Below are 22,635 nucleotides of genomic sequence, written 5' to 3' on the forward strand. Positions count from 1 at the left end.
GAGACGATGATCGCGCTCGTCTCCGCCCCCACGAATCTCGGACTGCGTCCGCCCGTGCGCGGCGGCGTGCCCGGCACGGCCAAGGCCCCGGAAGCCCTGCGGGAGGCCGGCCTGCATCGTCGGCTCCATGCCGGGGGCGCGGTCGACGCCGGCGTCGTGCTGCCCGGACGCTATGTGGACGATGACGGACGGCGCCCGAAGGGAACGGTGCGCAACCAGGCGGCGATCGTCGATCACGCGCGGCGACTCGCCCATCGGCTGTTCGAGATCCGGGAGTCGGGTGAGGCCCCTCTCGTGCTCGGCGGAGACTGCAGCCTCGTGATCGCCGCAGGACTGGCGTCGCGGGTGAGCGGCGGCGGGGGACTGGTGCACATCGACGGGCACACCGACTTCCGTCATCCGGGCAACAGCGCCGCCGTCGGCAGCGTCGCGGGCGAGGACCTGGCGATCGCGGTCGGCCGTCATGCGCCCGAGCTCGCCGGGATCGACGGGCTCGGGCCGTACTTCGACGCCGGCCGCGTGGCGCACATCGGGCACCGCTACGAGGACGCCTTCGCCGAGGAGGTGCGCGACGCGATCGCTCTCGTCGTCCCCGCCGATGAGGTGATCCTGCACGGAGCGGCGCGGGCCGCGTCCCGCGTGCGAGCGATCGAAGGGCTGGGGCGCGACTACTGGGTCCAGGTCGACGTCGACGTGCTCGACCCCGTCCACATGCCCGCCGTGGACAGCCCCGATCCCGGCGGCCTCGCCCCCGATGAGCTGACCGCCCTGCTGCGCGCCCTCGCGCCGCACGCGTGGGGTGCCTCGGTGACGGTGTTCGATCCGGATCTGGATCCGGACGGCGTCCATGCCTCGACCCTCGTCGACGCGATCGCCGAAGGTCTCGCCGAGCTCGGGACGGCTCTCCGCGAGGACTGATGCTCAGCGCGAGGAACGCGCGGACACGGCGGCGCGATAGACGCGCATCAGCCCTTCGCGGTGGGCGCTCTGTGTGACGTGAGGCCGGTGCACGATGGCGGCCGCGCTCATGCCTGCGACCCGGGCGGGATCGTCGCGCAGCGCGGCGAGCGCCTCGGCGAGTCCCGCGGCATCCGGTCGTGGTGCGACCAGATGACCGTCGGACGGCAGAGCCTCGGACAGGTCGGGATCCGCGACGATCACCGGCAGGCCGGCGGCGACCGCCTCGAGGAGCACCATCGGCTGATTGTCGAAGTCGAAGGAGCTGGACACGAACACGTGCGCCGCGCGCATCGCGGAGAGCACGTCGGCCTGGGACACGGAGCCGCGCACGTCCACGCGTCCCGGCCCCATCCGGGCAGCCTCGCGGGCGACCGCCCGGCGCGAGATCCCGTCGCCCAGCATCACGGCCTCGACCCCCGGGGTGCGGGACACGGCGTCGAGGAAGACCTCGGGGCGCTTCTCGGGCGACAGCCGGCCGCACCACAGCGCCCGCAGCGGAGCCCCGGGTTCCGGCCGGCGTTCGGCGGGCGTCCCGAGCGCCGCGAGCACGGTGCCCTCGAGCCCGTTCGAGAGCACGTCCACGGGGGTCCGCACCCCCTGCGCGACGAGCTTCGCAGCGAAGTGCGTCGACGGCACGATCACCCGGTCTGCGCGCTGAGCCTGGCTCACCATGAGCCGCCACATGCGCCGTGCCGTGCGACTGCGGGCGTAGGGGGCGCTCGTGTCGAGGCGGACCGCTCGCGAACCGGGGCCGGCACCGAGCCCGCGCCGATGCAGCCCGGCGAGCAGGGCCGTCGTGATCGCCGGCAGCGGGAGCACCGCGCGCGTGTAGACGTCGATGCGCCCGTGCATGGTCTGGACGAGCGGGATCCGCAGCGCTCGCGCGGCACGATACGCGGCGAGGGCGGCGAACATCTCGGTGTGCACGTGCACGACGTCGAAGCCCGCGAGAGCGCGTTCGAGCTGGCGGGCGGCGTCTCGCAGCGGCCACGTGAACGGGTAGCCGTCGGGTGCGAATCCGCGCGCGGTCGGCAGCCGGACCACGGTCGGATCGGGGGAGGGCTCCGCGAGCGGTGCGAAAACGGTGACCTCGTGCCCTGCGTCCATGAGTTCTTCGCGGTGAGCCTTGATCGCGGTCTGCACGCCGCCGAGCGTCGGCAGGTAATAGTCGGTGACCATCGCGATGCGCACCGTCCCACTCTAGGCGCGGCCCGACGCCGCCCCGCGGGCGCCGGAGCTCCCCAGGGCCGGGCGATCGTGCCTTAGCATCGGGGCATGTCTGCGTCCGCCCGGCCCGTCCTCGTGACCGGAGCCGGGGGATTCCTCGGCGGGTACGTCGTGCGCGAACTCAGGGCCCACGGCATCCCGGTCCTGGCCTCGGGACGCGATGCGCAGGCGCTCGCGCGGGTGGCCGCGCCGGAGGAGACGCTGGTCTCGTCCCTGGCCGGGCTTCCCGGTGCGGTGCGCCCGGTCGACGCGATCGTGCACTGCGCCGCGCTGTCCTCGCCCTGGGGGCGTCGGAGCGACTTCGCGGCAGCCAACGTCGAAGGCACCGCCGCGGCCGTGTCGTTCGCCGAGAAGAGCGGAGCGCGCCGGTTCGTGTTCGTGTCGTCGCCGAGCGTCTACGCCGCGGCGCGTGATCGGATCGGCATCCGGGAGGACGACGTCGACCCCGGTAACCGCCTGAACGACTACATCCGTTCCAAGCTCGCCGCCGAGGAGCTGCTGCGCGAGGCGCAGCGGGCGGGACGGATCCACGAGCTCGTGATCGTGCGTCCGCGCGGACTGATCGGCGCGGGGGATCCGAGCCTCGTCCCACGGCTCATCGCCGTGCACCGTCGCATCGGCGTGCCGCTCTTCGACGACGGGCGCAACCTCATCGACGTCACCGCGGTGGAGAACGCGGCGAGCGCCCTCCGCCTCGCGCTGCGCGCGGGCGATCCGGCCGGCGGCGTCTACAACATCAGCAACGGCGACCCCCGGCCGTTCCGCGAGCTGCTCGAGGGGCTGCTGTCACGGCTCGGCGAGACGCCCCGGTTCCGACGGCTGTCACGGCGCGGTGCCTGGACGCTCGCGGCGTCGCTCGAGGGGATCTGCCGGGCGCTTCCGGGGAGACCGGAGCCGCCGCTGACCCGGTACACGCTCTCGACGATCGCCTATGCGCAGACGCTCGACATCTCCCGGGCCCGCTCCGAGCTGGGCTACGCGCCGGTCGTGTCACTGGACGAGGCGCTCGACCGCGCCGTGGCCGACCTGCGTGCACGGGCGGAGCGTGCGGCATGACGCGCCGGCTGAGGCACTATTCCTGCGGGAGCACGGTGCACGACATCGGCGTCCTCTTCCGCGGCGCCGGACGCGCGGTGCGAGAGTTCCCGTCCGGGGTGTTCCTCTACGAGCCGGGAGACGGGCGCCGGATCCTCGTCGACACCGGATACGCTCCCGAGCCCTGGGACACGGGGTGGCGCGGCGCCGTCTACCGGCGCATCCTGCCGCCGAGCATGGCCGCCGAAGAGGACGTCGCGCGTCAGCTCGCGGACGACGGCGTCGCTCCCGAGAGCGTCACCCATCTCGTGCTGAGCCACCTCCACCCGGACCACATCGGGGGTGTCGGGCTCTTCCCGGCGGCGCGCATCGTGACGACCGCCGGACAGCTCGAGACGCTGCGGCGGGCGCGCCTGCGCGACGCGATCCTGCCCGGTCTGCTGCCGGCCTGGTTCCCCGGGCCGGATCCGCTCGTCCTGGCGCGGAGCGATTTCGCCCCGACGGAGGTCGCGGGCGTGGGCCTGAGCGTCGCGGATCCGTTCCCCGGGGCGGGCGTGCGGATCGTGGATCTGCCCGGGCACGCGAACGGGCACATCGGCGTGCTCGTCGATGACCGCGTGCTGCTCGCCGGAGATGCCGCCTGGGGCTCCGATCTGCTCGCCGAGGAGTCGCGGATGCGTTTCCTGCCGCGGGCGCTCCAGCACGACGGCGACGCCTACGGCGACACAGCGGGCAGGCTGGTGGCGCTCTCGCACGCCGGGATCCGAGTGGTCTGCAGTCACGATCCGATCGGCGACCGAGAGCTGCTCCCGAGATGAGCAGGCTGCGGATCGTCGCGGAGTTCGCCGCCACGCGCTGGTTCCGGCCGTTGCGCAGGCGCGCCGCGGTGGAGCGTCGGCAGCGGCGCCTGCTGCGTCGCCATCTCCGTTTCCTCCGTCGCAGATCCGCCTACTTCCGACCCCTGCTCGCTGAGCGATCCGCGGGTCTCGCGGCGCTCCCGCTCATGGACAAGGGCATCATGATGGAGCGCTTCGACGAGCTGAACACGGTCGGGGTCCATCGCGAGGACGCGTTGCGGACCGCGCTCGCGAACGAGCGCTCGCGCGACTTCGCCGCCGACGTCCGGGGCTGCTCGATCGGACTGTCCAGCGGCACGAGCGGGCACCGCGGCCTCTTCCTCGTGAGCCGCGCGGAACGAGAGGCCTGGGCCGGGACGATGCTCGCGCGCACGCTGCCGCGCGGACGGATCCTCGGACACCGCATCGCGCTGTTCCTGCGTGCCGACAACACGCTGTACGAAGCGGTGGGATCCCGCGCCGTCTCCTTCTCCTACTTCGATGTGTTCGCGGAGATGACGGAGAACCTCGATCGTCTCGACCGCTACGCGCCGACGATCCTGGTCGGACCCCCCTCAGTGCTGCTCGCGATCGCCCGCGCGGCGGAGAGGGGCGAGATCGCCGTGCACCCGGAGAAGGTCTACGCGGTCGCCGAGGTGCTCGAGGTCTCCGATGAGCGCAGGATCGCGGCCGGGCTGGGACAGGAGCGGATCCATCAGCTCTATCAATGCACCGAGGGATTCCTCGCGCACACCTGCGAGGAGGGCGTTCTGCACCTCAACGAGGACGGCGTGCTCATCGAGCGGGAGCCGCTGGGCGGCGGCCGGTTCGTGCCTGTCGTGACGGATCTGCGTCGCCGGGCGCAGCCCATCGTGCGCTACCGTCTGGGCGATGTGCTCCGGGAGCGCGACGTCCCCTGCCCGTGCGGGAGCGCCCTGACCGCGGTCGCCCGGATCGAGGGGCGCGAGGGCGACACCCTGCGGCTGCCGGGGCGGGACGGGGGTGTCGTCGAGGTGTTCGCCGATCTCGTGTCCCGCGCCGTGGTCTACGCGGACGGGGTGGCGGAGTACCGCATCGTGCAGACGGGGCGCCGGGAGCTGGAGGTCGGCATCGAGGCGGCCGGGGACACGCCGCTCGCGCTCGCGCGGGCGCACGTCGCGGCGGAGCTGGGATCCTTGGCGGACCGCCTCGGCGCGGAGCGGGCCCAGGTGCGCTTCGTGACCTACGCGCCGGAGCCGGGGCGGAAGCTGCGTCGCGTCGAGCGACGCTGGAGGGGGGAGCAGGACGATGCGGAGCTGTGAGATCGCGGGGTGGGGCAGCATGCTTCCGGGCCGGACGGTGCGGTTCGGCGAGAGCGTGCGCTATCGCATCGAGGATGACGTGTCGCACCTCGACATGCTCGTCGGGGCGGCGCGGCGCGCCATCGCGCACGCCGGCCTGACGACCGATGACGTCGATCTCGTGCTGGGGGCGTCCGCCGCGGGGGTGCAGCCGATCCCGTGCACCGCGGCACTGGTCTGGGAGCGTCTCACCTCGGCCGGCCATGCCGCCGCCTTCGATGTGAACTCGACCTGCACGAGCTTCGTCACGGCCCTGGACATCGCCTCCCGGTATCTCGACGACGGCGACCATCGGACGGTGCTCGTGGTCGCCGGCGACGTCGCCTCGCGGTTCCTCAACCCCGACCAGCAGGAGAGCTTCGAGCTGTTCAGCGATGCCGCGGTGGCGGTCGTGCTGCGCCGTGCCACGGCGCCCGATCGCGGGGTGGTGTCGAGCCTGCAGCAGACCTGGCCCGCACACGCGCACGACACGGAGCTGCGCGGGGGCCTGTCGCACGCGCCCGCCCAGCAGTACGCGGCGGCCGATCCGGCCGATTACCTCTTCGACATGGATGGACGGCGTGCGCTGCTCGGGATGATGCGCGTCCTGCCCGATTTCTTCGACCGCTTCCTGCGCAGGGCGGGCCTCGTCCACGATGACATCGCCCTGTGGATCCCGCATCAGGCCTCGGCGGCGCTCGGGCCGATGCTCGACCGGATCGGGGTGCCGGCGGATCGCCGTGTCGACGAGGTCGAGGCGTTCGGCAACATGGTCTCCGCGTCCGTGCCGTTCATGCTGACCCGGGCGCTCGAGTCCGGCCGCATCGCCACGGGCGACACCGTCGTCCTGTGCGGCACTGCCGCCGGCCTCACCGCCAACGCGCTCGCGCTGCGGCTCTGAACGGCGAGGGGGCGGAGGTCAGGCTCCGAGCACCCCGCCGATCGAGCCGATCACGCCGTCGATCGGCTGGCCGGAGGCGTCGCGCTTCGCTCCGACGTCCGGCAGCGTGCGCGCCGAACCGTCGGGGCCGACCGCGAGCGCCGGCTCCGTGCCGACCCAGGCCAGCGTGAGCCGATCTTCGCCCTTCAGGAACGCGTGGGCGCGGACGCCGCCGGTGGCGCGGCCCTTCCCGGGGAACTCGGTGAAACGCGATGTCTTGGCGCGCCCGGCGTCGGTGCCGGCGATCATGCCTGCGGCTCCCGAGACGGTCACGACGATGGCGTCGTCGCCGGCGTCCAGGACGGAGAACGCGATGACCTCGGCCTTGGCGCCGAGCTTGATGCCGGCCATGCCGCCGGCCGGAGCGCCCTGGGGGCGCACGCCCGACGCGGCGAAGTGCAGCAGCTGCGCGTCGCTGGTCACGAACACGAGTTCGGCGTCGTCGGGCGCCGAGCCCGCGCCGACCACGACATCCCCGGGCTTCATGCCGATGATCTCCAGCTCCGGCTTCACCGCGAGGGTCGACGGGACGACGCGCTTCACGACGCCCGTCCTGGTGCCGACGGCGAGCGGAGTGTCGTCGTCGAACCGGATGAGGGCGAGGATCCGCTCGCTCTTGTCGAGCAGCCCGATGTAGTCGCGCAGCGGAACGCCGGCCGCGAGGTGGACGGACGCCGACGGCACCGAGGGGAGATCCATCGCGGTGAAACGCAGGACGCGTCCGGCGGAGGTGACCGCGCCGATCTCGGTGCGCGTGGTCGTCGTGAGCGTCGAGAGGACCGCATCGTGCTTGCTGCGCCGCGCGGCGGGGGAGAGCACCTGGCCCGGCTCCAGGTCGACCCGCACCGCACGACCGGTGGTCGAGAGCACGACGACGGTGGGCGCGTCGGCGATCTGCGTGTCCACCGGTCCCTTGGCGGCGCGCGCCTTGGGGGGCGCCGCGTTGAGGAGTAGGGTGCGCCGCGGGGTTCCGTAGGCCTCTGCGGCCGCGTCGAGTTCGGTCGCGACCTGGGCGCGCAGCAACGCCTCGCTGCCGAGCAGCTCCTGCAGCGCGGCGATCTCGGCGAGCAGCTGGTCGCGCTCGGTCTCCAGCTCGATGCGGGAGAACTTGGTGAGGCGCCGCAGGCGCAGCTCGAGGATGTACTCGGCCTGGCGCTCGCTGAGGTCGAAGACGCTCTGCAGGCGGGTGCGGGCCTGTTCCGAATCGTCCGAGGAGCGGATGACCTGGATGACCTCGTCGATGTCGAGGATCGCGACGAGCAGACCCTCCACGAGGTGCAGGCGCTCCTCGCGGCGGGCGAGGCGGAAGCGGCTGCGCCGCGTGACGACCTCGAGGCGGTGCCGCACGTAGACGCTGAGGAGCTCCTTGAGCCCGAGGGTGCGCGGCTGCCCGTCGACGAGGGCGACGTTGTTGATGCTGAACGAGTCCTCGAGCGGAGTCAGCCGGTACAGCTGCTCCAGCACGGCGTTCGGGTCGAAACCGGTCTTGATGCCGATCTGGATCCGCATGCCGTGGTTGCGGTCGGTGAGGTCGTTGACGTCGCTGATGCCCTGGAGCTTCTTCGCCTGCACCGCGTCGCGGATCTTCTCGATCACGCGCTCGGGGCCGACCATGTAGGGCAGTTCCGTGACGACGATGCCGGTCCGGCGCGGGCCGAGGGGCTCGATCGAGACCTTGCCGCGCACCTTGAACGCCCCGCGGCCGTTCGCGTAGGCGTCGCGGACGCCGTCGAGGCCCATCACGATCCCGCCCGAGGGGAAGTCGGGGCCGGGGACGAACTCCATGAGCTCCTCGGTCGTCGCCTCGGGGTGCTCGAGCAGATGGATGGCCGCAGCGACGACCTCGATGAGGTTGTGCGGCGCCATGTTGGTCGCCATTCCCACGGCGATGCCGCTGGCTCCGTTGACGAGCAGGTTGGGGAACGCGGCCGGCAGCACGGACGGCTGCTGGAACTGGCCGTCGTAGTTGGGCACGAAGTCGACGACGTCCTCGTCCAGGCTCTCCGTCAGTGCGAGGGAGGACGGCGCGAGACGTGCCTCGGTGTACCGGGACGCCGCAGGCCCGTCGTCGAGCGAGCCGAAGTTGCCATGGCCGTCGACGAGCGGCAGGCGCAGCGAGAACGGCTGCGCGAGACGGACGAGCGCGTCGTAGATCGCGGAGTCGCCGTGCGGATGCAGCTTGCCCATCACGTCGCCGACGACGCGCGCGCTCTTCACGTGCCCGCGGTCGGGCCGCAGGCCCATCTCCGCCATCTGGAAGAGGATCCGCCGCTGCACGGGCTTGAGTCCGTCCCGGGCGTCCGGGAGGGCGCGGGAGTAGATGACCGAGTACGCGTATTCCAGGAAGGAGCCCTGCATCTCGCTCGACAGATCGATGTCCTGGATGCGCTCTTCGATCGGCTCGGGCGGCGTGGTGCGGGGCATGGGCTTCCTGCGGTAATCGGGAGGCGGCGGAGCGGTTCTCGACGCCGGACCGCGCCGGTCTCTGTGCGAGACTGACTCGGATGACCCTTATGCTACCGGCGATCCCGTCGTCCCCCCGGAGCATCACCGGGGTGGCGCACGACCTGCTCGGCGCGCTCGACGGCCGCGCGGGAGCCCTCCCGGCGGCGCGATCGGCCGTCCTCGTGGTCATGGACGGGCTCGGCGCGATCCCGCTGAGGGCGCATGCCGGCCATGCGCGGCGTCTGACCGCGGCGATGGCCAAGAAGGACGTGCTCTCCAGCGTCTTCCCCTCGACGACCGCCGCGGCGCTCACGAGCCTGCTCACCGGGGTGGATCCGGGCCGGCACGGTCTCGTGGGCTACGAAGTGCGTGACCCGCGCACCGGGACGATCGTGAACCAGCTCTCGGGCTGGGAGAAGGCGAAGGCGGATCCCCGCGAGTGGCAGCGCACGCCGACCGTCTTCGAGACCGCGGCGGCCGGCGGCCGCCCCTCCTTCGCCGTCGGGCTTGCGGAGTACGCGCGCAGCGGATTCTCGGCGGCGACTCTGCGCGGCGCCGAGTTCCATGCGGCACGAACGGCGTCGGAGCGCATGGCACTGGCGCTGAACCTCGCCGAGGAGCATGAGGGCGCGCTGGTCTACTGCTATCTTCCCGAGGCGGACAAGGCCGGGCACAAGCACGGCATGGCGTCGGGGGAGTGGGTCGCGGCGCTCGAGGAGCTCGACGCGGCGATTCCCGGGACGGTCCCCGATGGCGTCGGTCTGCTCGTGACCGCCGACCACGGGATGGTCGACGTCCCCGCGTCCCGGCACCTCGTCATCGACGGACGCAGCCCCCTGCAGGACGGCGTCGCGGCGATCGCCGGTGAGCCCCGCATGCTGCACGTCTACCTGGAGGATCCCGCGCGGACCGACGAAGCCGCCGCGCGATGGGCCGCCGGAGTGGACGGGGCGGCCGACGTCCTCACTCGCGCGCAGGCCGTGCGGGGAGGTCTGTTCGGATCCGGAACCACCCCGGAGGCGCAGTCGCGGATCGGCGACCTCGTGGTCCCGGCGCGGGGCCTGTGGGCGTTGTACGACGGCGCCGCCGCGGATCAGCGGTCGCAGGGCATGATCGGCCAGCACGGTTCGCTGAGCGCGGCGGAGCTGCGGGTGCCGCTCATCCGCCTCGGTGCGTTCGCCCGCTGAGCGATCTCACCGAGGGCGGCACGACACGGCGACGACGGAGTTCGGCTAGATCCGGCCGAGCCGTCAGTCCTCGCTGCGGGCTCCGAACACGATCTCGTCCCAGGAGGGCATGCCCCGGCGCCGGCGGCGCGAGCCGGAGTCTCCGTCGATCGACACCGGCGCCTCGGGCTCCTCCGGAGCGGGCTCCGGCTGATAGCCCGGCTCCAGGGCGTCGAAGAGGGCGAGCGGACGGGAGTCGTCGCTCTCCTCGTCGACACCGGGACGGGCCTCGCGCTGACCGCGTCGACGGCGCAGTGCCTCCAGCAGGTCGGCGGTGTCGGACGGAGTGGACGGGGCGAACGACGCGCTGCGCGTGGCCGCCTCCTGTGCGTTCGAGGACGACTGGGGGTGGCGTGCGGAACGCGGCTCGGGCGCGTCCGTCGATCCTTCGTCGCCGGTGGTCTCGGACGCCTCGGCCGGAGCGGCCGGCGCAGGCACGAGGCGCGGGCCGAAGGCGCCGGAGTCGAACCGGGTCTCGTCCTTGTAGGGCGACGGGCGGTCCTTGTCCAGGGCGCGCAGGCGCGGGATCAGTCCCTCCGGCAGCGAGCCCTGCCGGGACAGCTGCGTCGCATCGGCGTTGAGCGGTGCAAGGGCGCTGCGGCGCGGGTCGAAGCTCCAGCGCGCGTCGTGCTCGACCTCGTTCGCGGTGAACTCGAGCTTGACGATCCAGCCGCTGTCGTCCTTCCAGCTCGCCCAGCGCTCGTCGGCCGCCGCCAGCTCGGCCAGCTTCGCCCTGATCGCGACTCCGAAGGTGGGCTGGGCGTCGGGTTCGACCTCGCTCCCGATCAGCACGGGGACCGCGAGCGCCTGGCCGACGATGTGCTCGCGCTCGGCGAGCACCGGGCCCTCGAACCGCTGCACGACCTCGAGGCCGACGCCGAGCAGCTCCGCCACCTCGGCCGCGGACATGCCCGCCCGGACATGGGCCTGGATCTCCCGGGGGCTGGCGGCGAGCGGAGCGGGCTTCTCCTCGCGTCCGGCCTTCGCCCGGCGCAGCTCGGTGCGCAGCACCTCGTCGATGGGCAGGGCGAATCGTTCCCCCGACTCGGTGGCGAGGACGAGGACGTCCTCCTCTGCGCCGACGATCGTGACGTGTTCCATGGCTTCAGCCCCTCAGGATGAGTGTCGATTCATGGTGTCATGGGCCGGGGCGGGCGCAGGGAATATCGTGGGCGCGCCGTGAGTTCCGGTGGGATGGATCGAGTGGCATTTGCGATTTGCACGCGCGTCATGCAAACTATGGGCCGCCGAACACCCCCGGCTCCCGCCACTCGCAGGATGAAAGTGGAGATCCATGGCAACCGATTACGACGCCCCGCGCAAGAGCGAAGACGAGAGCGAGTCCATCGAGGCTCTCAAGGAGCGCGTCCCCGACAAGCTGTCGGGATCGATCGATGTCGAGGATTCGGACAACCCGGGTGGCTTCGACCTTCCCGGGGCGGACCTCTCCGACGTCGAGCTCGACGTCGTGGTGCTGCCCCCGCAGGAGGACGAGTTCACCTGTGTCAGCTGTTTCCTCGTGAAGCATCGCTCACAGCTCGATCACGAGGACAAGGCAGGCCCCATCTGCAAGGAATGCGCGGCCTGATTCCTCGACGCTGCTCGCGCCCGGACCATCCTGGTTCCGGGCGCGTTCTGCGTTCTCGGGCCGAACCGGAAGCAGAAGGCTCAGACCGCGGCCGCGTCCGTCGCCGCGGAGGCGCGGGCGGCCTCGATCGCGGCCGCCAGCCGATCCGGAGTGCGCGTCGAGATCGTCCAGCTCGGCGCGGGGTCGGCCGGATCGGTGTTGGGCACGATCACGACGCCGTCGATGCCGCCCCGGATGAGGTGCCAGCCGCGGGCCGGGAGCGCCGGGCCACGGGCCTGCCGGGCGTCCTCGCCGGTCCGGATCTCGGGTGCGCCGAGCCAGGAGGCGTCGATCCATGCACGGCCCGCGCGCAGCACGCGCCGATCCACCTCGACGCGTGGCGAGCCGGCGATCATCAGCGCGATGATGGCGATCGTGGCGACCACGCCGATCGCGAGGGCGATGACGGATCCGGCGGGGACGAACACCAGGGTGATCATCGGACCGCCCAGCGCTGCCGCGAGGAACAGCCAGAGGCTCGGCGCGAGACGCTCGCGATAGCGGACGACGGCGGAAGCGGGGCGGGCGTCGCCCGGTGCGTTCTGCATTAGCCTCTTTCCGTGACCGAAACCGTGGACGTTCCCATTATCGCGCCCGAGCCTCCCGTCTATGCGCACCCGGGCGACGCCGGGGCCGACCTGGTCTCGACCGAGGCGGTGCGTCTCGAGCCGGGGCAGCGGGCGCTCATCGGCACCGGCGTCAGCATCGCGCTGCCCGAGGGATACGCCGCATTCGTGGTGCCCCGCAGCGGACTGGCCGCGAAGCACGGGATCACCGTGGTGAACGCGCCGGGAACGGTCGACGCGGGGTATCGCGGCGAGATCAAGGTCAGTCTTCTGAATACGGACAGCGATGCGGCGTACGATGTCGCGGTCGGTGATCGCATCGCGCAGCTGATCGTCATGCCCGTCACCCGAGCCCGGTTCATCCCGGTCGGAACCCTCGACGAGTCGGCGCGCGGTGCGGACGGATTCGGATCCACCGGCTACCAGACCCAGAGCGCCGCCCCTGTCGGCGCGGAGGAGAACGCATGAGCGACGAAAGCACGTCCGACCTCGAGCCGACCGAGGACACGGTGTCGGCGCCCGCGCACGACCGCGCGGTCGACGGCCCGTTCGACGAGAGCGAGGCCAATCCGGTCCGTCCGTACATCGATCTCGGCGCGATCAAGATCCTTCCCCGGGAGGGCCTGAACCTGCGCCTCGAGGTGGAGGAGCAGACGCAGCGCATCGTCGCCGTGGGCCTGGACTACGCCGACTCGACGCTGCAGGTGCAGCCGTTCGCCGCTCCGCGATCGAGCGGCCTCTGGGACGAGACCCGTGCGCAGATCCAGGAGCAGATCTCGCAGCAGGGCGGCACCGTGACGGAGCGCGACGGTGCTCTGGGTGCGGAGCTCCTGGCCGAGATCCCCGCCGTCGCCGGCGACACGGCCGTCACCCGGCTCGCGCGCTTCGTCGGCGTCGACGGGCCGCGCTGGTTCCTGCGCGGCGTGATCGGCGGGGCCGCCGCCTCGGATGAGACCGCGGGCGCTGCCGTCGAGGATCTGTTCCGATCGATCGTCGTCGTCCGCGGCGGGGCTCCCATGCCGCCGCGCGACCTCATCCCGCTGCGGATGCCCGCGGCGCCCGGCACGGCGTGAGCACGGCGGGCGGACCGGAGCGGCCCGCCGAGTCGGGAGCCGAGCAGTACGCGCCGCCGCCGGCTCCGGATGCGGTGCAGAGCCTGGGCGCTGCACTCGGCGGTGCGGCGCAGCGGCTCGGTATCGATCCCGCCTCCGGCGCCAGTACCGGACACGTCGTGTGGCGCGCCATGGGCGGATGGCGCGGCGTCCTGGAGTCGGTGCTGCCCAGCGCCGCATTCCTCGTGATCTACACGCTGCGCCCCGAGCCGCTCTGGCTCTCCCTGGTCGTCTCCGTGGGCCTGGCCGCCGTCTTCTCCGTCATCCGCCTGCTGCAGCGTTCCCCGGCGGCGTCGGCCCTCGGCGGCCTCGTCGCGGTCGCGGTCGCGGCGGGACTGGCGCTCTGGACCGGCCGCGGCCAGGACAACTTCGTCCCCGGCTTCTTCACGAACGCCGCCTACGGCACCGTGCTGCTGGTCTCCGCACTCGTCGGCTGGGCGCTCATCGGCCTCGCCGCGGGCTTCCTCATGGGCGATGTGCGGGGCTGGCGGCAGGAGCCGCGCAAGCGCCGGGCGTTCTCCTGGCTCACGATCGCCTGGGCGGCGCTCTTCTTCGCGCGGCTGGCCGTGCAGCTGCCGCTCTACTTCTCCGGCAATGTGCAGGCGCTCGGCACGCTGAAGCTCGTGATGGGCCTGCCGCTCTTCGCGCCGATGGTGGCGCTCACCTGGCTGGTCGTCCGCGCGCTGTATCCGGCCGGACGCGACGCCGAAGCGGTGGAGGAGCCGTCGGATCCCGCCTCCTGAGACCCGTGTGAATGACGGACTCATCCGCCGTCTCCGCGTGCTAGATTTATCTCGACGTCAAGATAAATCGACACCTTTCGCTCGCTCGCGCCGAAGCGCAGACTGGTAAGGCCCGCCTTGCTAGCCGCGCGGGGGAGCGGGCGAGCAAGATGGAGTCGCCTGTCGCTTCCATCCGAACAGAAGGAGACGGATCCGTGTCCACGGTGAACAGCTTCGGTGCCAAGAGCACCCTGACGGTCGGCAGCACCGACTACGAGATCTTCCGGATCGACACGGTCCCCGGGTACGAGAAGCTCCCGTTCAGCCTCAAGGTCCTCCTGGAGAACCTGCTTCGCACCGAGGACGGCGCGAACGTGACCAAGGCTCAGATCGAGGCGCTCGGTTCCTGGGACCCGGCTGCCCAGCCCGACACCGAGATCCAGTTCACGCCGGCCCGCGTCGTCATGCAGGACTTCACCGGCGTGCCCTGCATCGTAGACCTCGCGACCATGCGCGAGGCCGTCACCGCCCTCGGCGGCGACCCGAGCAAGATCAACCCGCTCTCGCCCGCCGAGATGGTCATCGACCACTCCGTCATCGCCGATCTGTTCGGCCGCCCCGACGCGATCGAGCGCAACGTCGAGATCGAGTACGAGCGCAACGGCGAGCGCTACCAGTTCCTGCGCTGGGGCCAGACCGCGTTCGACGACTTCAAGGTCGTCCCCCCGGGCACCGGCATCGTGCACCAGGTGAACATCGAGCACCTGGCCAAGGTCATCTACGACCGCTCCCTCGACGGCGTCCTGCGCGCCTACCCCGACACCTGCGTCGGCACCGACTCGCACACCACGATGGTCAACGGCCTGGGCGTGCTGGGCTGGGGCGTCGGCGGCATCGAGGCCGAGGCCGCCATGCTCGGCCAGCCCGTCTCCATGCTCATCCCGCGCGTCGTGGGCTTCAAGCTCACGGGTGAGATCCCCGCCGGGGTCACCGCGACCGACGTCGTGCTCACGATCACCGACATGCTGCGCCAGCACGGTGTGGTCGGCAAGTTCGTGGAGTTCTACGGCGCCGGGGTCGCATCTGTGCCGCTCGCCAACCGCGCCACGATCGGCAACATGTCGCCGGAGTTCGGCTCCACGGCCGCGATCTTCCCGATCGACGACGTCACGCTCGACTACCTGCGCCTGACCGGTCGCGACGAGCAGGCCGTGGCCCTCGTCGAGGCCTACGCGAAGCAGCAGTCGCTCTGGCACGACGCCGCGAACGAGCCCGGTTTCAGCGAGTACCTCGAGCTCGACCTCTCCACCGTCGTGCCCTCGATCGCCGGCCCGAAGCGTCCGCAGGACCGCATCCTCCTCTCCGAGGCGAAGGCGCAGTTCGAGAAGGACATCCTGAACTACGCGACCGGTCCGATCGACGTCGCCGACTCCGGCTCGTTCCCCGCCTCCGACCCGGGATCGGTGCCCGGCGAGGAGATCGAGACCAACGAGATCCCGGTCGTGCTCAACTCCGGTGCGCCCACCGAGGCGTCCAAGCCGGTCAAGGTCAAGACGCCCGACGGGCAGAAGTACATCCTCGACAACGGCGCGGTGACCCTCGCGGCCATCACCTCCTGCACGAACACGTCGAACCCGTCGGTCATGATCGCCGCGGGCCTGCTCGCCCGGAACGCCCTCGCCAAGGGACTGAAGCAGAAGCCGTGGGTCAAGACCACGCTCGGCCCCGGATCCAAGGTCGTCACCGATTACTACGAGAAGTCGGGCCTCGACAAGGACCTCGAGGGTCTCGGCTTCTACACCGTCGGCTACGGCTGCACGATCTGCATCGGAAACTCCGGTCCGCTGATCGAGGAGGTCTCCGCCGCGATCAACGAGAACGACCTCGCGGTCACCGCGGTGCTCTCCGGCAACCGCAACTTCGAGGGCCGGATCAGCCCCGACGTGAAGATGAACTACCTCGCCAGCCCGCCGCTGGTCGTCGCCTATGCCCTCGCCGGGTCGATGAACTTCGACTTCGACACCCAGGCGCTCGGCACCGACGGCGAGGGCAAGGAGGTGTTCCTCAAGGACGTCTGGCCCGACCCCGCCGAGGTGCAGCAGATCATCGACTCGTCGATCTCTCGCGACCAGTTCATCAAGCAGTACGCGACCGTGTTCGACGGCGATGAGCGCTGGACCAGCCTGCCCACCCCGACCGGCCCGGTCTTCGAGTGGGACGCCGACTCGACCTACGTGCGCAAGGCGCCGTACTTCGACGGGATGCAGGCGGAGCCGGCGCCGGTCACCGACATCTCGGGCGCCCGCGTGCTCGCGACGCTCGGCGACTCGGTCACGACCGACCACATCTCGCCCGCCGGCAACATCAAGGCCGGCACCCCGGCCGCGCAGTACCTCACCGAGCACGGCGTCGCGCAGAAGGACTTCAACTCCTACGGCTCGCGCCGTGGCAACCACGAGGTCATGATCCGCGGCACGTTCGCCAACATCCGGCTGAAGAACGCGCTGGTCAAGGCGGTCAACGACGGGCAGCAGATCGAGGGCGGCTACACCCGCGACTTCACCCAGGCCGGTGGCCCGCAGTCCTACATCTTCGACGCCTCGACCAACTACCAGGCACAGGGCACCCCGCTGGTGATCTTCGGCGGCAAGGAGTACGGATCCGGATCCTCCCGCGACTGGGCGGCGAAGGGCACGAACCTCCTCGGCGTCAAGGCGGTCATCACGGAGAGCTTCGAGCGGATCCACCGCTCGAACCTCATCGGCATGGGTGTCGTCCCGCTGCAGTTCCCCGCCGGCGAGTCCTGGGAGTCCCTGGGCCTGGACGGCACCGAGATCGTCTCGATCGCGGGTCTCGAGGAGCTGAACGAGGGCACCACTCCCAAGACGGTGCGCGTCACCGCCGAGCCGAGCGAGTTCTCGCCCGAGGGCAAGCAGACGGTCGAGTTCGACGCGGTCGTGCGCATCGACACCCCCGGTGAGGCCGACTACTACCGCAACGGCGGCATCCTGCAGTACGTGCTGCGCTCGCTGGTCTGATCCACGCACGCGATTCGGGGCCGGTTCCTTCGGGAGCCGGCCCCGTTCGCGTGTGTGCTCCGCGCGCACCGACGGGTGTCGGCATCCTCACGCCGTGCGACGCGTGTCGGCGTCCGCCCGCGCGATAGCATCCGTGGGTGGAACACGAGGAGGCGCCCTTTACGGTGGCAGTCGGCGAAGGGGCTCCCGTCTCCGTCCGTAAGCGCGTCGGCCGCCCTCTGCTGGTTCTCGCTGCCGCCGCGGTGGTGCTGTTCGGCGGCTGGGAAGCGGCAGCCGCCCAGTTCGCTCTCGCGTCGGTCGTCGCTGCGGCCGTTCTCGTGTCGGCGGCAGTCGTGCTGGCGGCCTTCGGCGAGCTCGCCTACCGGGATCTGACTTCCGGCGCCATCGATCGGTACGTGCTGGCGTGGGCCGGATCGCTGTTCGCCTGCGGAGTCGCGCTGTCCTTCGGCGTGATCGGGTGGATCCCCCTGGCTGGGGCCGGCTGGGTCCTCGCGGGCCAGAGGTTCGCCCCGGTGAGGCGGATCCGGAGGGCGATCCCGCACCGGCGCTGGAGGACCACGGTGACCGCGTTGGCGGCGACCGGAGTCGTCTGCATGCTCCTTCTCCCGCTGGCCGTCGGCCTGGGGTCCCTTCCGCTGATCGTGATCGTGATGGCGGGACGCATCGTGGCGCCACTCTTCTTCGGCTTCGCCCTCCGATGCCGGGGCCGCACGACGTACTCCGGTGCTCCGGCCGACGACTGAGCCAGGACCTTCGGCGACGCGAGGCGCGCCGCCGCGTGTCGGCGTGCGCCTCGCCCCGCGACGCGTGCAGGAGATCGCGACGCATGCAGGAGCTGGTCGGGGAATCGATCCTGGAGGCGCCGTGGGATCCTGCACGCGTCAGGAATGCTCGGCGATCAACGAGGTCGTGACGCCGCCCCGACGTAACGGGACGAGGGGCGCAGGATCTTGCCGTCCTGCACCTGTTCGCAGGCATGCGCGCCCCATCCGATGAGCCGCGCCGAGGCGAAGGTCGGGGTGAACAGCTCGCGGGGGATGCCGCACGCCTCCATGACGACCGCGGCGTAGAGCTCGACGTTCGTGCGCAGGGCTCGCCCGGGCTTGAGCTCGTCCAGGACGCGCAGCACGGTCTGCTCCACGGTCACGGCGAGGTCCACGCGGTTCGTCGCCAGTCCGTCGGCGCGCAGCCGCTGAGCGACGCCGCGCAGCAGGCGGGAACGGGGATCCTCCGTGCGGTAGACGGCGTGTCCGAACCCCATGATCCGGCCGCCGTGCTGCACGCGCTCGCGCACCCAGGCGTCCGCACGCTCCGGTGCGCCGATGTCGTCCAGCATGTCCAGAGTGCGCGCAGGAGCGCCCCCGTGCAGCGGCCCGGACAGCGCTCCGAGCGCGCCGCCGACGCACGACGCGAGGTCGGCGCCGGTGGACGCGATGACCCGCGCCGTGAACGTCGACGCGTTGAAGCCATGGTCGATCGCCGCCGTCAGATAGGTTCCCAGGGCCGTGGCGAGGCGGATGTCGGGCGTGACGCCCGTGAGCATGCGCAGATAGTCGGTGACCGGGTCGAGATCTCCGTCGGGCTCGATCGGATCCTGACCCGTGCTCCAGCGGTGCAGCGCGGCGATCAGGGCCGGCGCGACCGCGGCGAGGCGGATCGCGTCATCGCTCCGCTCGGTCTCCGTCTCGTCGTAGAGCGCCCGCCTGCCGTCCGCGGACGAGATCAGGGCGAGTCCGGTGCGCAGCTGGGCCATGGGGTCCAGCGCCGACGTCGCGATCGACGACAGTGATCCGTGCAGACTCTCGGGGATCGCGCGCGCGGAAGCCGTGCGCGCGCGAAAGGCCGCGGACTCCGCGCCGTCCCGGGGCAGCCCGCCCAGCGCGACCAGGTTCCAGGCGTCCTCGAAACGGGCCTCGGCGGCCAGTTCCACCCCGGAGACCCCGCGGTAGTGGAAGAAGCCCTCCTCGCCGCGGACGTCGCCGATCGCGGTCTCTGCGACGACCACGTTGGTGAGTCCTCGCGGGACGTCGATGAGCTGCGTGTCGTTGCGATCGATGGTGATGGCCATGTCGGCTCCTCTCTGGCGAGTCGCGGATGGCGGCTCTGTGCTCCTCGGAGTCGCGATGCGGCTCCTCGCTCACCCTGCATAGCGGATCCGGATATCGTCAATGTTGATCGGATCAATGAGAGGGGCTGACGATGGACGCACTCACGGCCGCGCAGACCGCGGCGCGGCTCGGCGTACGGACGGAGACGCTCTACGCGTACGTCTCGCGCGGCCTGATCTCGCGGGAGCGCGGAGCGCACGGCTCCCTCTTCGACCCGCTCGAGGTGGAGCGCTTCGCCCGTGCTCGCCGCCGCGTGACCTCGCCCTCGCACGGCGCGGCCCGCGCTGCCGGCGCCGACGGGAGCCCGCTGGCGGTCATCGACACCGACATCGCCTTGATCGAGGACGGCGAGCTCTGGATCCGCGGCATCCCGATCGACGAGCTGGTCGCGGGAGAGGGCGGTCCGCCGAGGTTCGACGCCGTCGTGCGGTGGCTCTTCGCCCGCACCGACCTGCCGGCGGAGGACGCGCCGCCGCTGGAACGGCCCGACAGCGCAGTGGCGCGCCGGGTGGTCGCCGCGCTGCCCGTCGCCGCCGGGGCGTTCAGCCGCCTGCTCGCCGCGGTCGCGGCTCTTGCGGCGGAGGATCCCGAGCGCTACGACCTCCGCGCGGAGACCGTGGCGCGGGTGGCGCCCCGTCTCGTCGCGGGGCTCGTCGACGCGCTTCCGACGGTCGGCACGGAGCGGGAGGCGAAGGAGGGGCCGGCACCGGACCGCAGTGCGGAGGACGAGCACGTCGCGGCGCGGCTCTGGCCTCGTCTCACGGCACTTTCGGCATCGCCCGACCGGCTGCGGGTGCTCGACGCCGCACTCGTCCTGCTCGTCGACCACGACATGGCGGCATCGACGCTCGCCGCGCGGGCGGCGGCGTCGGCGCGCGCCCACCCGTACGCGGTCGTGGCGGCCGGATTCGGCGCCCTCGACTCCGCTCTGCACGGCGCCGTGAGCGCCGCCGTCCACGCGCTGCTGCGGCAGGTGCAGGACGGCGAGGATCCGGCGGCGGCGGTCGCGACCGCGACGCGTCTCGGCGGCGCGGGGATCCCCGGCTTCGGGCAGCTGCTGTATCCGGACGGTGATCCTCGCGCGCGGCTGCTGTTGCGACGGATGCGGGAGACCTCGGATCCGCGGGCCCGGGCGGCGCTGGATCTGGCGGACCGGGTCACCGCCGTCGTGCATGCCAGGACGGGCCTTCACCCGACCATCGATCTCGCGCTGGCCGTGATGGCGCTGGCCTGGGACATGCCCGCAGACGCCGGGGAGACCGTCTTCGCCGTCGCGCGCTCCGCCGGCTGGTGCGTGCATGCGCAGGACGAGTACGGACGGGCTCCGCTGCGGTTGCGGCCGATCGGGCACTACGTCGGTCCGGATGCGGCGGATGTCCAGCGCCCCGGGAGCAATGCTCGGTAGTCTTGGTCGGTGCTGCGGGCTCCGGCTCGCGGTTCCCGTTTCGTTTCAGGAGGCAGATACGGTGGCGATCCTTCCCGGCATCTCCGGTCCCCGCGACCTCGATCGGCTCACCCCCGAACAGCTCGTGCAGCTGGCCGCGGAGGTCCGTTCGTTCCTGATCGAGAACGTGGCCCGCACGGGCGGCCACCTCGGACCGAACCTCGGAGTCGTCGAGCTGACGATCGCCCTGCATCGGGTGTTCTCCTCGCCGGATGACCCGATCATCTTCGACACCGGCCATCAGTCTTACGTGCACAAGCTCCTCACCGGGCGTCAGGACTTCTCCGCGCTCCGCTCGCGCGGGGGTCTGGCCGGCTACCCGCAGCGATCGGAGAGCCCGCATGACGTGGTCGAGTCCTCGCACGCCTCCAGCTCGCTGAGCTGGGCCGACGGGATCTCCCGCGCCTTCACCGCGACGGGACGCGAGGACCGCCACGTCGTCGCGGTCGTCGGCGACGGGGCGCTCACCGGGGGGATGACGTGGGAGGCGCTCAACAACATCTCCGATGACAACGAGCGCAACCTCGTCATCGTCGTGAACGACAACGGCCGCTCCTACGCGCCGACGATCGGCGGAATGGCGCGGTACATGAACCGCGTGCGCACGGCGGGCGTGTACCGCGACCTGCATCAGAAGTCGGATCGGTTCTTCCGTGCGTTCGGCCCGGTCGGGCGGGCGTTCTACCGCGGCGTGCGAGGCGGTACGCACGGCTTCCTCTCGCGCTTCTCCAACAACGAGGAGCTGTACTCGAACCTCGACATCAAGTACCTGGGCCCGGTGGACGGGCACGACATCCCGTCGCTCCTCGAGACGCTGCAGCTCGCCAAGGACTTCGGCGCGCCGGTCATCGTGCACGTGATCACGGAGAAGGGGCGCGGCTATCAGCCGGCGCTCGATGACGAAGCGGATCAGTTCCACGCCGTGAACAAGATCGATCCGAAGACGGGCACGCCCCTCGCCGCGACGAGCACGGGATGGACCGATGTGTTCGCCGAGTCGCTGGTCGACGTCGGCGCGCGCACGCCGAACGTCATCGCCATGACGGCGGCCATGCTGCGCCCGACCGGGCTCGCTCCCTTCGCCGAGCGCTTCCCGGACCGGGTCTACGACGTGGGCATCGCCGAGCAGCACGCGGTCGCATCCGCGGCGGGGCTCGCATACGGGGGACTGCACCCCGTCGTCGCCCTGTACGCCACGTTCATGGGGCGGGCGTTCGATCAGGTGCTCATGGACGTCGGCCTGCACCGCGCGGGCGTCACGTTCGTGCTCGACCGGGCCGGCGTCACGGGCCCCGACGGTCCCAGTCATCACGGGCTGTGGGATCTGTCGATGCTGCAGATCGTGCCGGGGATCAGGATCGCCGCCCCGCGCGACGGTGAGCGGCTTCGTGAAGAGCTGGAGGAGGCCGTCGCGGTGGACGACGCGCCCACCGTGATCCGCTTCCCGAAGGGGGCCGTGACGCCCGAGATCCCGGCTCTGGAGCGCCTGCACGACGGTGTGGACGTGCTGTCGCGCGGCGAGAGCGAGGATGTGCTGCTGGTCGGGATCGGCCCGTTCGCGACGCTCGCCCTCGATGTGGCGGAACGGCTCAGGGCGCAGGGGATCGGCGCGACCGTGATCGACCCGCGCTGGGCGATCCCCGTGCAGCCATCGGTCGTCGAGCTCGCGGCCCGGCATCGCCTCGTCATCACGCTCGAGGACGGCATCCGCGTCGGCGGCGTCGGCACACGCGTGCGTCAGGTGCTGCGCGAGGCCGGCATCGACACGGCGGTTGACGAGCTCGGCCTGCCCGACGAGTACATCGACCACGCGAGCCGGGAGCAGATCCTGGAGGACGCGGGGCTCACCGCCGGCAAGATCGCGCAGGACGTGGTCGCGCAGGTGCTCGGCACGCGGGTTCCGATCGCACGCCCGACGGGCGAGATGCCGTTGCACACGGGCGCGGTCGACATCGTCGCGGGCCGCACCGTCGACACGGACGCCGAGGAGCGCCGGCGGCTCTGACGCGCCTTGGCCCGGAAAGCTCGGA

Annotated in this window: 19 protein-coding genes; 14 read left to right on the top strand and 5 right to left on the bottom strand. The window is 71.6% G+C overall.

The features are described from left to right. Positions 1-6 precede the first annotated feature (6 nt). A complete protein-coding gene (locus WFJ17_RS07570; protein WP_336648080.1) occupies positions 7-918 on the top strand; it encodes an arginase family protein in 912 nt (303 codons plus the stop codon). A 3-nt stretch (positions 919-921) separates the two neighbouring features. On the opposite strand, the gene WFJ17_RS07575 is transcribed toward WFJ17_RS07570, so the two are convergent. After that, entirely contained in the window at positions 922-2,151 is a 1,230-nt protein-coding gene (locus tag WFJ17_RS07575; protein WP_336648081.1) for a glycosyltransferase, read from the bottom strand. Between the two features lie 84 nt (positions 2,152-2,235). Between WFJ17_RS07575 and WFJ17_RS07580 the strand changes: the two genes are divergently transcribed. Genes WFJ17_RS07580 through WFJ17_RS07595 form a run of 4 tightly spaced genes read left to right on the top strand, consistent with a single transcriptional unit; the run spans position 2,236 to position 6,278 of the window. Continuing rightward, positions 2,236-3,243 carry an NAD-dependent epimerase/dehydratase family protein gene (locus WFJ17_RS07580; protein WP_336648082.1) on the top strand — a complete coding sequence of 336 codons (1,008 nt, stop codon included), beginning with the start codon at positions 2,236-2,238 and terminating at the stop codon, positions 3,241-3,243. Next, the gene (locus tag WFJ17_RS07585; RefSeq protein WP_336648083.1) at positions 3,240-4,040 is read left to right on the top strand and encodes an MBL fold metallo-hydrolase; all 801 of its coding nucleotides are present in this window, start codon (positions 3,240-3,242) and stop codon (positions 4,038-4,040) included. Before WFJ17_RS07580 ends, WFJ17_RS07585 begins: the two co-directional genes overlap by 4 nt. Further along, entirely contained in the window at positions 4,037-5,359 is a 1,323-nt protein-coding gene (locus WFJ17_RS07590) for a F390 synthetase-related protein (RefSeq protein ID WP_336648084.1), read from the top strand. Before WFJ17_RS07585 ends, WFJ17_RS07590 begins: the two co-directional genes overlap by 4 nt. Before the next feature lie 19 nt (positions 5,360-5,378). Beyond that, a complete protein-coding gene (locus WFJ17_RS07595; protein WP_295034113.1) occupies positions 5,379-6,278 on the top strand; it encodes a 3-oxoacyl-ACP synthase III family protein in 900 nt (299 codons plus the stop codon). Positions 6,279-6,296: 18 nt separating this feature from the next. Here WFJ17_RS07595 and WFJ17_RS07600 read toward each other — a convergent pair whose 3' ends face one another. Then, complete coding sequence (locus tag WFJ17_RS07600; protein WP_336648085.1) at positions 6,297-8,741, bottom strand: DNA gyrase/topoisomerase IV subunit A; 2,445 nt, start codon at positions 8,739-8,741, stop codon at positions 6,297-6,299. 80 nt (positions 8,742-8,821) lie between these two features. On the opposite strand from WFJ17_RS07600, the gene WFJ17_RS07605 reads away from it, so the two are divergent. Beyond that, a complete protein-coding gene (locus WFJ17_RS07605) occupies positions 8,822-9,949 on the top strand; it encodes an alkaline phosphatase family protein (protein WP_336648086.1) in 1,128 nt (375 codons plus the stop codon). 63 nt (positions 9,950-10,012) lie between these two features. Here the strand turns inward: WFJ17_RS07605 and sepH are convergent, their stop codons facing one another. Then, the gene (sepH, locus tag WFJ17_RS07610; protein ID WP_336648087.1) at positions 10,013-11,089 is read right to left on the bottom strand and encodes a septation protein SepH; all 1,077 of its coding nucleotides are present in this window, start codon (positions 11,087-11,089) and stop codon (positions 10,013-10,015) included. Between the two features lie 193 nt (positions 11,090-11,282). Here sepH and WFJ17_RS07615 point away from each other — a divergent pair, with 193 nt between their 5' ends. Next, positions 11,283-11,576: a DUF4193 domain-containing protein gene (locus WFJ17_RS07615; RefSeq protein ID WP_233310015.1), complete on the top strand. Its 294-nt coding sequence runs from the start codon at positions 11,283-11,285 to the stop codon at positions 11,574-11,576. Positions 11,577-11,656: 80 nt separating this feature from the next. Here WFJ17_RS07615 and WFJ17_RS07620 read toward each other — a convergent pair whose 3' ends face one another. After that, complete coding sequence (locus WFJ17_RS07620; protein WP_292880289.1) at positions 11,657-12,163, bottom strand: DUF3093 domain-containing protein; 507 nt, start codon at positions 12,161-12,163, stop codon at positions 11,657-11,659. A gap of 12 nt (positions 12,164-12,175) precedes the next feature. On the opposite strand from WFJ17_RS07620, the gene dut reads away from it, so the two are divergent. The 5 genes from dut to WFJ17_RS07645 all read left to right on the top strand — a co-directional run bounded on the left by dut (position 12,176) and on the right by WFJ17_RS07645 (position 17,796). Continuing rightward, on the top strand, positions 12,176-12,649 hold the full coding sequence (gene dut / locus WFJ17_RS07625; protein WP_251439557.1) for a dUTP diphosphatase: 474 nt from the start codon (positions 12,176-12,178) through the stop codon (positions 12,647-12,649). Next, the gene (locus WFJ17_RS07630; protein ID WP_251439558.1) at positions 12,646-13,254 is read left to right on the top strand and encodes a DUF3710 domain-containing protein; all 609 of its coding nucleotides are present in this window, start codon (positions 12,646-12,648) and stop codon (positions 13,252-13,254) included. The genes dut and WFJ17_RS07630 overlap by 4 nt, the downstream gene beginning before the upstream one ends. Then, entirely contained in the window at positions 13,251-14,036 is a 786-nt protein-coding gene (locus tag WFJ17_RS07635) for a DUF3159 domain-containing protein (protein WP_442927972.1), read from the top strand. Before WFJ17_RS07630 ends, WFJ17_RS07635 begins: the two co-directional genes overlap by 4 nt. A gap of 194 nt (positions 14,037-14,230) precedes the next feature. After that, positions 14,231-17,053, top strand: a complete 2,823-nt coding sequence (acnA, locus tag WFJ17_RS07640) for an aconitate hydratase AcnA (protein ID WP_336648088.1) — start codon at positions 14,231-14,233, stop codon at positions 17,051-17,053. A gap of 137 nt (positions 17,054-17,190) precedes the next feature. Then, entirely contained in the window at positions 17,191-17,796 is a 606-nt protein-coding gene (locus tag WFJ17_RS07645) for a hypothetical protein (RefSeq protein ID WP_336648089.1), read from the top strand. Between the two features lie 155 nt (positions 17,797-17,951). On the opposite strand, the gene WFJ17_RS07650 is transcribed toward WFJ17_RS07645, so the two are convergent. Further along, positions 17,952-19,121 carry a citrate synthase gene (locus WFJ17_RS07650; protein WP_336648090.1) on the bottom strand — a complete coding sequence of 390 codons (1,170 nt, stop codon included), beginning with the start codon at positions 19,119-19,121 and terminating at the stop codon, positions 17,952-17,954. A 131-nt stretch (positions 19,122-19,252) separates the two neighbouring features. On the opposite strand from WFJ17_RS07650, the gene WFJ17_RS07655 reads away from it, so the two are divergent. Both WFJ17_RS07655 and dxs read left to right on the top strand, forming a co-directional pair. After that, on the top strand, positions 19,253-20,566 hold the full coding sequence (locus tag WFJ17_RS07655) for a citrate synthase (RefSeq protein WP_251439564.1): 1,314 nt from the start codon (positions 19,253-19,255) through the stop codon (positions 20,564-20,566). 61 nt (positions 20,567-20,627) lie between these two features. Continuing rightward, a complete protein-coding gene (gene dxs / locus WFJ17_RS07660; RefSeq protein ID WP_295033520.1) occupies positions 20,628-22,610 on the top strand; it encodes a 1-deoxy-D-xylulose-5-phosphate synthase in 1,983 nt (660 codons plus the stop codon). Positions 22,611-22,635 lie beyond the last annotated feature (25 nt).

It is taken from the genome of Microbacterium sp. MMO-10, from assembly GCF_037148715.1.
Classification (GTDB): domain Bacteria; phylum Actinomycetota; class Actinomycetes; order Actinomycetales; family Microbacteriaceae; genus Microbacterium.